This is a genomic window from Mesorhizobium sp. BR1-1-3, from assembly GCF_020165455.1.
Classification (GTDB): Bacteria; Pseudomonadota; Alphaproteobacteria; order Rhizobiales; family Rhizobiaceae; genus Mesorhizobium; species Mesorhizobium ciceri.
The window spans coordinates 93,531-106,093 of the sequence record NZ_JAIUIC010000004.1 but is presented as its reverse complement, the minus strand read 5'-3'; the positions used below and the strand labels follow the sequence as shown (position 1 = coordinate 106,093).

Annotated in this window: 8 protein-coding genes; all 8 read left to right on the top strand. The window is 64.0% G+C overall.

Annotated features, from left to right (window positions below):
• Positions 1 to 3: 3 nt before the first annotated feature.
• The 8 genes from LB559_RS10620 to LB559_RS10585 all read left to right on the top strand — a co-directional run bounded on the left by LB559_RS10620 (position 4) and on the right by LB559_RS10585 (position 12,497).
• Positions 4 to 1,332, top strand: coding sequence for an FMN-binding glutamate synthase family protein (locus LB559_RS10620; RefSeq protein ID WP_010914750.1), 1,329 nt, complete (start codon positions 4 to 6; stop codon positions 1,330 to 1,332).
• 60 nt (positions 1,333 to 1,392) lie between these two features.
• Positions 1,393 to 2,700, top strand: a complete 1,308-nt coding sequence (gene glnT / locus LB559_RS10615; RefSeq protein ID WP_024502590.1) for a type III glutamate--ammonia ligase — start codon at positions 1,393 to 1,395, stop codon at positions 2,698 to 2,700.
• 36 nt (positions 2,701 to 2,736) lie between these two features.
• Positions 2,737 to 3,990 carry a sarcosine oxidase subunit beta family protein gene (locus LB559_RS10610; protein WP_013532907.1) on the top strand — a complete coding sequence of 418 codons (1,254 nt, stop codon included), beginning with the start codon at positions 2,737 to 2,739 and terminating at the stop codon, positions 3,988 to 3,990.
• A gap of 16 nt (positions 3,991 to 4,006) precedes the next feature.
• Positions 4,007 to 4,282: a sarcosine oxidase subunit delta gene (locus LB559_RS10605; RefSeq protein WP_224674022.1), complete on the top strand. Its 276-nt coding sequence runs from the start codon at positions 4,007 to 4,009 to the stop codon at positions 4,280 to 4,282.
• Positions 4,282 to 7,263: a sarcosine oxidase subunit alpha gene (locus LB559_RS10600; protein WP_224674021.1), complete on the top strand. Its 2,982-nt coding sequence runs from the start codon at positions 4,282 to 4,284 to the stop codon at positions 7,261 to 7,263. Before LB559_RS10605 ends, LB559_RS10600 begins: the two co-directional genes overlap by 1 nt.
• Positions 7,256 to 7,879, top strand: coding sequence for a sarcosine oxidase subunit gamma (locus LB559_RS10595; protein WP_224674020.1), 624 nt, complete (start codon positions 7,256 to 7,258; stop codon positions 7,877 to 7,879). The genes LB559_RS10600 and LB559_RS10595 overlap by 8 nt, the downstream gene beginning before the upstream one ends.
• Before the next feature lie 147 nt (positions 7,880 to 8,026).
• Positions 8,027 to 10,396: a DUF1989 domain-containing protein gene (locus tag LB559_RS10590; RefSeq protein WP_224674019.1), complete on the top strand. Its 2,370-nt coding sequence runs from the start codon at positions 8,027 to 8,029 to the stop codon at positions 10,394 to 10,396.
• Positions 10,397 to 10,787: 391 nt separating this feature from the next.
• Positions 10,788 to 12,497: an APC family permease gene (locus tag LB559_RS10585; protein ID WP_224674018.1), complete on the top strand. Its 1,710-nt coding sequence runs from the start codon at positions 10,788 to 10,790 to the stop codon at positions 12,495 to 12,497.
• The last annotated feature ends 66 nt before the right edge of the window (positions 12,498 to 12,563 follow it).

The window sequence follows — 12,563 nt, the reverse complement described above, 5'->3', positions numbered from 1 at the left end:
AGCATGACCTACAGGAACCCGCCGACGACGCCGCGCAAATCCGCGACCTTCGACGACTACACGCTTTCCGAAATCCGCCGTGCCGCGGCGACCGGCATCTATGACATCCGTGGCGCCGGCGCCAAGCGCAAGCTGCCGCATTTCGACGACCTACTGTTCCTCGGCGCCTCGATCTCGCGTTACCCGCTCGAAGGCTATCGCGAGCGCTGCGACACATCGGTCGTGCTCGGCTCTCGCCATGCCAAGAAGCCGATCGAGTTGAAGATTCCGATCACCATTGCCGGCATGAGCTTCGGCTCGCTGTCGGGTCCGGCCAAGGAAGCGCTCGGACGCGGCGCTACCCTGTCGGGCACCTCGACCACGACGGGCGACGGCGGCATGACCGAGGAGGAGCGCGGCCATTCCAAGCAACTGGTCTATCAATATCTGCCGTCGCGCTACGGCATGAACCTGCGCGATCTGCGCCGCGCCGATGCGATCGAGGTCGTCGTCGGCCAGGGCGCCAAGCCGGGTGGCGGCGGCATGCTGCTTGGCCAGAAGATTTCGGATCGTGTCGCCGAAATGCGCACGCTGCCGAAAGGCATCGACCAGCGCTCGGCCTCACGCCACCCCGACTGGACCGGACCCGACGATCTCGAGATCAAGATCCTCGAATTGCGCGAAATCACCGACTGGGAAAAACCGATCTACGTCAAGGTCGGCGGCGCGCGCCCCTATTATGACACGGCGCTTGCCGTGAAGGCCGGCGCCGATGTCGTTGTCGTCGACGGCATGCAGGGCGGCACCGCCGCCACCCAGGAAGTGTTCATCGAAAATGTCGGCCAGCCGACGCTTGCCTGCATCAGGCCGGCCGTGCAGGCGCTGCAGGACCTCGGCATGCACCGCAAGGTGCAGTTGATCGTCTCCGGCGGCATTCGCAACGGCGCCGATGTCGCCAAGGCGCTGGCGCTCGGCGTCGACGCGGTCTCGATCGGCACGGCGGCCCTTGTCGCGCTCGGCGACAACGATCCGCGCTGGGAGGCGGAGTACAACGAGCTTGGCACCACGGCCGGCGCTTATGACGATTGGCACGAGGGTCGCGACCCCGCCGGCATCACCACGCAGGATCCGGAACTGATGAAGCGGGTCGATCCGGTGGCTGCCGGGCGCCGGCTGGCGAACTACCTCAAGGTGATGACCCTTGAGGCTCAAACGATCGCCCGCGCGTGCGGCAAGAACAGCCTGCACAATCTCGAACCCGAGGACCTGGTCGCGCTGACGATCGAGGCAGCCGCCATGGCCGGCGTGCCGCTGGCCGGCACCAACTGGATACCGGGGAAGAACGGCTTCTGATCAACGAAGGGCCGATTCCCGCATACTCGGGAACAACAATCGATAAAATGGGGAACTACCGTGGCAACTGATCTTGCTGAATTCGCAAGGGCGAAAAACGTCAAATATTTCATGATTTCCTACACTGACCTGTTCAGTGGCCAGCGTGCCAAGCTGGTGCCGGCGCAGGCGATATCAGACATGCAGAAGGACGGCGCCGGCTTTGCCGGTTTCGCCACATGGCTGGACCTGACGCCGGCGCATCCCGACATGCTTGCGGTGCCGGATCCGGATTCGGTGATCCAGCTGCCGTGGAAGCCTGAGGTCGCCTGGGTCGCGGCCAACTGCATCATGGACGACAAGGAGGTCGACCAGGCGCCGCGCAACACACTGAAGCGGCTGATCGCGGAAGCCGCCAGCGACGGCATGCATGTCAAGACCGGCGTCGAGGCCGAGTTCTTCCTGATCTCGCCTGACGGCAAGACGATCTCCGACGAATACGACACGGCCTCAAAACCCTGCTACGACCAGCAAGCGGTGATGCGCCGCTACGACGTCATCGCCGAGATCTGCGACCACATGCTGGCGCTCGGCTGGGGCGCCTATCAGAACGACCATGAGGACGCCAACGGCCAGTTCGAGATGAACTGGGCCTTCGACGACGCGCTGGCCACCGCCGACAAGCACTCGTTCTTCAAATTCATGGTCAAGTCGATCGCGGAAAAGCATGGCCTGCGCGCGACCTTCATGCCGAAGCCCTTCCAGGGCCTGACCGGCAATGGCTGCCATGCGCATATCTCGGTCTGGGACAAGGCCGGCAAGACCAACGTCTTCGCCGACAATTCGATGGAGCTCGGCCTGTCGGCCAAGGGCAGGAATTTCCTCGGCGGCATCATGAAACATGCCTCCGCACTGGCCGCGATCACCAACCCGACGGTGAATTCCTACAAGCGCATCAACGCGCCGCGCACCATTTCGGGCGCGACCTGGGCACCGAACACGGTGACCTGGACCGGCAACAACCGCACCCACATGGTGCGGGTGCCCGGCCCCGGCCGCTTCGAGCTGCGGCTGCCGGATGGCGCCGCCAATCCCTATCTCCTGCAAGCGGTCATCATCGCCGCCGGCCTCGACGGCATTCGCTCGAAGGCCGATCCTGGCAAGCGCTACGACATCGACATGTACCAGCATGGCCATACGGTAAAGGGCGCGCCAAAACTGCCGCTCAACCTGCTCGACGCCTTGCGCGAGTTCGACAAGGACAAATCGCTCAAGGCGGCGCTGGGTGAGGAATTCTCGTCGGCCTACCTAAAGCTGAAGCACCAGGAATGGAATTCCTATGCTTCGCACTTCACGCAATGGGAGCGCGACCACACGCTGGATATTTGACCACCAGCGCGACGCGAGCGACCTCGGAATGAACTGATGAAATATTCGATCTTCTCGCTCGCTCGTGCCGCCCTGTCCGGCCACAAGAACTGGCAGCGCACCTGGCGCGACGCCACGCCGAAGGATCGCTACGACGTGGTGATCATCGGCGGCGGCGGGCACGGGCTGGCCACCGCCTGGTTCCTCGCCAGCGAGTACGGCATCAAGAATGTCGCCGTGCTCGAAAAAGGCTGGATCGGCTCCGGCAATGCCGGCCGCAACACCACCATCATCCGCTCCAATTACGGTCTGCCCGGCAACACCGGCTTCTACGAATTGTCGATGAAGCTGTGGGAGCGGATGGAGCAGGACCTCAACTACAATGCGATGGTCAGCCAGCGCGGCGTCATCAACCTCTACCATTCCGATGCGCAGCGCGACGCCTATGCGCGGCGCGGCAACACTATGCGCATCAACGGCATCGACGCCGAACTGCTCGACCTCGCTGCCGTCAGGAAGATGATCCCGTTCCTGAACTTCGACAATGCGCGCTTTCCCGTACAAGGCGGGCTCTTGCAGCGGCGCGGCGGCACGGCCCGGCACGATGCGGTGGTCTGGGGCTATGCGCATGCGGCGAGCGAACTCGGCGTCGACATCATCCAAAATTGCGAAGTCACCGGTTTTGTCAGGGACGCCAATGGCAAGGTGACCGGCGTCGAGACGTCGCGCGGCAAGATCGGCGCCGGAAAGGTTGGCATGGCGGTCGCCGGCTCCTCGTCGCGCGTCGCGGCAATGGCCGGCCTGCGCCTGCCGATCGAGAGCCATGTGCTGCAGGCCTTCGTCTCCGAGGCGATCAAGCCGCTCATCCCGGGCGTCATGACCTTCGGCGCCGGCCATTTCTACGTCAGCCAGTCCGACAAGGGCGGCCTCGTCTTCGGCGGCGATATAGACGGCTACAATTCCTACGCCCAGCGCGGCAACATGCCTGTGATGGAAGACGTCTGCGAGGGCGGCATGGCGCTGATGCCGATGATCGGCCGCGTGCGCCTGCTGCGCCAGTGGGGCGGCATCATGGACATGTCGATGGACGGTTCACCGATCATCGACAAGACGCCCGTCGACGGGCTCTATCTCAACGCGGGCTGGTGCTATGGCGGCTTCAAGGCGACGCCAGGGTCCGGTTTTGTCTTTGCGCACCTCCTGGCTCGCGACGAGTCGCATGAAGAAGCGGCACGGTTCCGCCTAGACCGCTTCCGAACTGGCGCCATGATCGACGAAAAGGGCCAGGGCGCCCAACCGAACCTGCATTGAAGGCGGTTTAGAAGAAATGCGCATTGCCTGTCCTTTCTGCGGTGAACGCGAACTCGGCGAGTTCACCTATCTCGGCGACGCCAAGCCGGTGCGGCCCGAGGCCAACGCCTCGGAAGACGAGGTCTTCGACTATGTCTATCTGCGCGACAATGTCGCCGGCGCGACCAGCGAATACTGGTACCATGGCGGTGGTTGCCGGGCTTGGCTGAAGGTCACCCGCAACACGCTGACGCACGAGATTTCCCCCATCGAACCGGCGGCTGGTGCCGGCGCTGCGAAGGTTGGTGCGTGATGGCCGGCGCGCAGACACACCGGCTCGGCAATGGCGGGCTTGTCGACCGCTCGGCACCGCTGAACTTCCGTTTCGACGGCAAGGCTTTCTCCGGCTTCCAGGGCGACACGCTCGCCTCCGCGCTGATCGCCAACGGCGTCAAGCTGGTCGGCCGCTCGTTCAAATACCACCGCCCGCGCGGTATTCTCACCGCCGGTTCAGAAGAACCCAACGCGCTGGTCGAGCTGCGCACCGGCGCACGGCGCGAGCCGAACACCAAGGCGACGACGGCCGAACTCTATGACGGGCTCGAGGCCGCCAGCCAGAACCGCTGGCCGTCGCTGCGCCATGACGTGATGTCGGTCAACCAGCTGTTCGCGCCGATCTTCGTCGCCGGCTTCTACTACAAGACATTCATGTGGCCGGCGAAGTTCTGGGAAGCGATCTACGAACCGGCGATCCGCCGCGCCGCAGGCCTTGGCCGTGCCGCCGGCCTTGCCGATCCCGACCACTACGACAAGGCATGGGCGCATTGCGACGTGCTGATCGCCGGCTCCGGCCCGGCTGGTCTGGCCGCGGCGTTGGCAGCCGGCCGCGCAGGCGCCCGCGTCATCCTGTGCGAAGAGGATTTTGTCCTCGGCGGCCGTCTGCTGTCGGATGGCGGAATGATCGACGGCGAACCTGCGGCCGAGTGGATTTCGCGGACGCTGGCTGAACTGGCTGATATGCCCGACGTCCGCATCATGACCCGCACGACGCTGTTCGGGGTCTACGATGGCGGCACCTATGGCGCCATTGAGCGGGTCAATGACCATTTGCCCTCGCCGCCCGAGCACCAGGTGCGCCAGCGGCTGTGGCGGATCGTGGCCAAGCGCTGCGTCGTCGCCGCCGGCGCCATCGAACGGCCGATCGTCTTTGCCGGCAATGATACGCCCGGCGTGATGATGGCGTCCGCGATGCGGACCTATGTCGCGCGCTACGCCGCGGCGCCGGCCAAACGCGTCGCACTGTTCACCAACAATGAGGATGGATGGCGCACGGTCGAGACCGCACTTGGTGCCGGACTGCAGATCGCAGCGGTCATCGATGCGCGGCCCGAAATTTCGCCGGCGCATCGTTCGCTGGCCTCCAAGGGCGGCTTCCCCGTGCTGCACGGAGCCGTCAGCAGCGTCGATGGCGGTAAGGACGGCGTCAGGAAAGTCGCGGTAGCGCTGACTGGCGGCGCGCGCGCGGAAGTCGAAGCCGACGGGCTTGCCGTCTCCGGCGGCTGGAATCCGGCGGTCGGGCTGACCTCCTACCATCGCGGACGGCCGAAATGGCGCGACGATATTGCTGCTTTCGTACCGGACGGCGCGCCGCCCGGTATGGTCGCAGCGGGCGCCGCCAATGGCGACTTTGGCCTCGGCGCCTGCCTGAGCCAGGGATTTGCCGCTGGCGCGGCAGCGGCGCGTGACACGGGGCACAATGGTACGGCGGGCGCCGCGCCTGCCGCCGATGACGAGGCTTTTTCGCTGACGCCGCTCTGGCATGTCGCGGGCAAGGGAAAAGCCTTTGTCGATTACCAGCACGATGTCACCGCTTCCGACATCGAACTGGCGCAGCGCGAAGGTTTTGAATCGGTCGAGCACCTGAAGCGCTACACGACGCTCGGCATGGCGACCGACCAGGGCAAGACCTCGAATGTCGCCGGCCTCGCCATCATGGCTGCGGTCAGCGGCCGTTCGATCCCCGAGACCGGGACAACGATCTACCGGCCGCCTTACGTGCCCGTCGCCATCGGCGCCTTCGCCGGCCATCACCGCGACGAGACTTTCCATGCGACGCGGCTGACGCCGTCGCATCACTGGGCCGTGGAACAAGGTGCTGTCTTCGTCGACACCGGCCTGTGGAAGCGGGCGCAGTGGTACCCCCGCGCGGGCGAGAAGGACTGGCTGGAATCGGTGACGCGCGAGGTCAAGGCGGTGCGCTCAGGCGTCGGATTCTGCGATGTCTCGACGCTCGGCAAGATCGACGTGCACGGTCCGGATGCCGGCGCCTTCCTCGACCGCGTCTACATCAACACCTTCTCCAGTCTTGCAGTGGGCAAGGCGCGCTACGGTCTGATGCTGCGCGAGGACGGCATCGTCTATGACGACGGCACCACGTCGCGGCTGGCCGAAGACCACTATTTTCTCACCACCACCACGGCCAAGGCCGGTCTGGTGATGCAGCATCTCGAATTCTGCCGCCAGGTGCTGTTCCCGGAGCTCGACGTGCAGCTCACTTCCGTCTCCGACCAGTGGGCGCAGTTCTCGATCGCCGGACCGAGCGCGCGGGAGTTGCTGAAACAGATCGTTGATGAGTCCGAGGACCTTTCCAACGAAGGCTTTCCGTTCATGGGCGCGCGCGAAGTGACATTGCGCGGCGGCCTGAAGGCGCGGCTGTTCCGCATCTCGTTCTCCGGCGAAATGGCCTTCGAGATCTCGGTACCGGCACGCTTCGGCGATGCGATGGCGCGCAATCTGATGCTGGCCGGCGCGCCATTCGGCGTGACGCCTTACGGCACCGAGGCGCTCGGCGTCATGCGCGTGGAAAAGGGCCACATCGCCGGACCGGAACTGAGCGGCACGACGACAGCGGCCGATCTTGGTCTGGGCAAGATGATGTCGACCAAGAAAGACTATATCGGCCGCGTCATGGCCGGACGCGAGGCGCTGGTAGCCCCGGATCGCCAGGTCGTCGTCGGCATCAAGCCGACGGACGAGACACGCCGGTTGCGCTCCGGCGCACACATCATCCCGAAGGGGCAGACGCCCGGCCCGGGCAACGACCAGGGCTATGTCACCTCGGTCTGCTTCTCGCCGACGTTGGATCAGTGGATCGGGCTCGCGCTTGTCGAACGCGGCCGCGAACGCATCGGCGAGATCGTGCACGCGCATGATCCATTGCGCGGCGAAGACTATGACGTCGAACTCTGCAATCCCGTCTTCTACGACCCGGATGGAGGGCGCCAGCGTGGTTGAGTTTTCCTGGGTTTCTCGCAGCCCACTCGAGCATGCGCTTGTCGCCGGTACAGATGGCGCACGCGGTATCGAGGCCGGCGTCTCGCTGACCGAGATCCGCAATTTTGATCTGATCCAGGTGATGGCGCGGCGCGGCCAGGCGGCCGAGCTGGGACAAGCCGCCAAGGCTCGGTTTGGTGTTGCTGTCCCTGATGCGCCCAAGGCGGTGCGGACTTCGGACGCAACGCTGATCTGGTCGGGACCGGACCAGTTCTTCGTGCTGTCGAAGGGCGGCAAGCACACGATGCAGACGCTGGAGCCCGCATTGTCCGGCTCGCTGTCGGACCAGTCGCATGCACGGGTTCTGGTCAGCATCTCCGGCGCCAAGGCGCGGACAATGCTGGCGAAACTGTCGTCGATCGATTTGCATCCCGATGCGTTTCCGGTTGGCGCCGCCGCCGCGACGTCGATGGATCACACCAGCGTCACGCTCTGGCGCGACAGTGATCGGACGGATGGGCAGGCGGTGTTCAACGTTCTGATGTTTGCGACGTTTGCCGAGAGCCTTTGGCATACGATGCTGGATTCGGGCGTGGAGTACGGCGTCGACATCAACCATACAGAGAGACCGGCTTAGCCTTGGCTCGTCTTCCCTTCTCCCACACAAGGGGAGAAGGGAAAGCGCGCGCCACCTCCGCCTTGCCAAACCCAACCGCACTGCTATTCTTGCTGCTAAAATAATTTCACGCACAGGCAAACTTGTTTCTCGAATCGCAAGGCTGAGATGAGCCAGTCGCCCTACCCCGCAATTGCTGCCGGACCGCCCAAGCCTAGCCTCATCCTGAGGCCCGGCCAGATCGCGCTGCCGCCGGGCATGGAGCGTTATACGATCCAGGGCAACGGCGCGGTGCTGATCGACATCGAGGCCGGCGACGCGATCACCGTGCGCAATGTCGAAGGCGGCCAGGCCTGCGAACTTCTGGCCTGGGACAGGACCGGCGCGACCGATCCCGGCATTTTTGGTGAAGCATCGAACAGCAACGCTGCCGGCATCAAAGCGCTGCTCATAGAGGGCGACGACAGTCTCGCATCCCTGCGGAGCGGGCTCGCCCGCCGGCAGGTGCAGCTTGACCACGCCAAGGCCGTGCGGGTGTTCGGCGTCACGACACCGGCCGGCACCGAGCAGGCTTTCACCGTCGCACGCGATGGTGCGGTGCTGATTGCCGCCCCCGGCGGGCCGATGCTGGTCGATGGTTATGACACGGCGACACCGCTGACCGTCTTCGTTCGCCGCGCCACGATCCGCCCGGCGGCGAAATCGGTATTGGCTGATCCGCTTGCCGACCCGGTGCTCGATTTGCGCGTCCATTCGGCGACCGCGGAGGCCTATTTCGTTAGGGCTGGCGACTATCTGCAGATCATCGATGTCGACGGGCGCCAATGCACCGATTTCCAGTGCTTTTCGGCGCGCAAGCTGGACAGGGGACTGGATCATCCGCTCGACGTGACGACGACGCGCACGCTCATGGGTGCGAGCTACCCGATGCCCGGCCTGCATTCCAAATACTATGACCAGGACATGGAGCCGCTGGTCGAGGTGGTGCAGGACACATGCGGCCGGCACGACGCCTTCGCGCTCGCCTGCGCCGCCAAATATTACGACGACATCGGCTATCCCGGACACACCAACTGTTCGGAGAATTTCAACGGCGCTCTGGCCGGCAACGGCGTCAATCCCCGCGCGGGCTGGATGGCGATCAACTTCTTCTTCAACACGGCGATCGACGCGCATGGCGTCATGGTGTCCGACGAGCCGTGGTCGCGGGCGGGCGACTATGTGCTGCTCAGGGCGCTCACCGACATCGTTTGCGTTTCCTCCGCCTGCCCCGACGACACGACGCCGGCCAATGGCTGGAACCCGACCGACATCCATGTGCGGACCTATTCCGGCCAGCACAAATTCTCGCGAGCGATCGCCAGACGCATGACGCCCGATTCGGAACCGAAAATGACCCGCGAGACCGCTTTTCATTCGAGCTTTGCCAAGCACACCCGCAACTTTCAGGAGTACAAGGGCTATTGGCTCGCCAATTCCTTCGCCAAGGACGGGCCGATCGCCGAATACTGGGCCTGCCGCCAAGACGCGGTGATCATGGACCTGTCGCCGCTGCGCAAGTTCGAGGTCACCGGCCCGGATTCCGAAGCGCTGCTGCAATACACGCTGACCCGCGACGTCAAGAAGCTCGGCGTTGGCCAGGTGGTCTATTCGGCCATGTGCTACGAGCATGGCGGCATGATTGATGACGGCACCCTGCTGCGGCTGGGCAAGGACAATTTCCGCTGGGTCGGCGGCGACGATCTGTCTGGCGAGTGGCTGCGCGACACGGCGACGAAACTCGGCCTCAATGTCCTTGTGCGTTCCTCCACCGACCAGATGCACAATGTCGCCGTGCAGGGACCGAAGAGCCGCGACATCCTCAGGGAGGTGATCTGGACCTCGCCGCTGCAGCCGTCGATCGACGAACTCGAATGGTTCCGCTTCGCCGTCGCCCGCATTGGTGGCGGCAACGGCATTCCGGTCGTCGTCTCGCGCACCGGCTATACCGGCGAGCTCGGCTACGAGATCTGGTGCCATCCGCGCGACGCCGAAAAAGTCTTCGACGCCATCTGGGAAGCCGGCCAGCCGCACGGGCTGAAGCCGATGGGACTGCAGGCGCTGGACATGGTGCGCATCGAGGCCGGGTTGATCTTCGCCGGATACGAATTTTCCGACCAGACCGATCCGTTCGAGGCCGGCATCGGCTTCACCGTGCCGCTGAAGAGCAAGACCGACGATTTCGTCGGCCGCGAGGCGCTGATCCGCCGCAAGGAGCACCCGCAGACGAAGCTGGTCGGTCTCGACATCGACGCCAATGTCGACGTCGGCCATGGCGATTGCGTGCATGTCGGCCGTGCCCAGATCGGCGTGGTCACGTCAGGCATGCGCTCGCCGGTGCTGAACAAGACCATCGCGCTGGCCAGGCTCGATGTCACCCATTCGGCTGTCGGTACCGAGGTCGAGATCGGCAAGCTCGACGGCCATGCCAAGCGGCTGCCGGCGCGAGTCGTCGCCTTCGCCCACTACGATCCGCAAAAGACCAAACCGCGTTCCTGACGGCCCTTCCCTCCCAAGACAGTGAGGCCGTGCTGCAGTTCGTGATAGGAATTTTTTCTTGACCTGCGGAGGGCAGCTATGCTACATATTCGTCCATGGTGCTGATTTGCGCCGCGACCCGCCTCCGGCGGGTTTTTCGCTTTCCTGACCCTTGGTCCTTTTCCGAACAATCCCACCGCGGCAGTGTGAAGCCGACATGTTTCGCAAGCGTGATGTGCACGGCGCGACAAATCGCTTGACCTGAAAGCGCGCCGGATCAATCTTCACTGTTAAGAAAAAAATGCGACTGAGTGGAAACACCGACAGCCGCCCAAAGCATGCGTCGATGATGAAGCCTCGCGAAGTCGCGGCCGTCACGAACGGGGAACATCAAAATGGGGAACAAAGACATATGAGCACGATAACGACTGTCCTGGAGCCGCTTGCCGAAGGCAAGTTGCACCGAAATATTGACTGGCGCGGCGCCTTCTGGGTGGCGAGCGGCGTGCCGGCCCTGGTCCTGTTCTCGATCGGCGGCATTGCCGGCACGACCGGCACGCTGGCCTTCGCGATCTGGATCTTCTCCATGATCATGGGCTTCCTGCAATCCTTCACCTATGCCGAAATCGCCGGCCTGTTTCCGAACAAGTCGGGCGGCGCGTCGATCTACGGCGCCACCGCCTGGCTGCGCTATTCCAAGTTCATCGCGCCGCTGTCTGTCTGGTGCAACTGGTTCGCCTGGTCGCCGGTGCTGTCGCTCGGCTGCTCGATCGCCGCCGCCTACATCCTCAACGCGCTGGCGCCAGTGCCGCTGTTCACAGAAACCTCACCCGATGTCATCGCCTATATAGCCGCGCATGCCGGGACGAGTGCCGCCGACGCCATCACAGCGGTGACCGCGGCGGCGACGCCGGCAATCCGCAACTGGACGCTTTACAGCCACACGCTGGGACCGGTCTCGTTCACCTTCAACGCGACCTTCTTTATCGGCGCAGTGCTGATGCTGATCATCTTTGCGATCCAGCATCGCGGCATTCTCGGCACCGCCAATGTGCAGAAATATATCGGCCTCTTGGTCATCGTCCCGATGCTGATCGTCGGCGTGGTGCCGATCGTCACCGGCCAGATCAACTGGGCGAATTTTTCGCCGCTGGTGCCGCTGGCCGCAGCCTACGCGCCCGAGCCCGGTGCCTGGAACATCGCCGGCTGGACGCTGGTGCTTGGTGGTATGTTCATCGCCGCCTGGTCGACCTACGGCTTCGAGACCGCCGTCTGCTACACATCCGAGTTCAAGAACCCCGGCACCGACACGTTCAAGGCGATTTTCTATTCCGGCCTTCTGTGCATGCTGCTGTTCATCCTGGTGCCGTTCACCTTCCAAGGCGTGCTTGGCCTCAACGGTATGCTGGCGACGCCGATCGTCGACGGCTCCGGGGTCGCCGACGCGCTGGCCGGCATGGTCGGCGGCGGCGCGCTAGTCCACAGCCTGTTGGTGATGCTGATGATCCTGGCGCTGGTGCTGTGCATCATGACGGCCATGGCCGGCTCTTCGCGTACGCTCTACCAGGGCTCGGTCGACGGCTGGCTGCCGCGCTATCTCAGCCATGTCAACGAACATGGTGCGCCGACACGGGCAATGTGGACCGATCTCGTCTTCAACCTGATCGTGCTGGCCATCGCCTCGGCCGACGCGACGAGCTTCTTCTTCATCCTCGCCGTGTCGAATTGCGGTTACATCATCTTCAACTTCCTCAACCTCAACGCCGGCTGGATCCACCGCATCGACAACGGCCATATCGCACGGCCCTGGAAGGCGCCGAGCTGGCTGCTCGGGATCGGGGCGATCTTCGCCTATGTCAACGCGATCTTCATGGGCGCCGGTGCCAAGGTATGGAACCCGATGGCGCTGTGGGCCGGCCTGATCACGGCAGCGCTGATCATCCCGGTGTTCTGCTTCCGACACTACATTCAGGACAAGGGCAAGTTCCCCGACCACATGCTGGCCGATCTCGGCATGACGGGGGCCGACCTCTCGGTCAAAAAGGCGGGCATGCTGCCCTATCTGACGCTGGTCGCCGGCGTGGTGGTGATGCTGCTCGCCAACTGGTTCTTCGTCATCTGACCTCATAAAAAGGAAAAGGATCGGGCGCGCTTCGGCGCGCCCGATCCTTTTCGACTGGCGTGATCG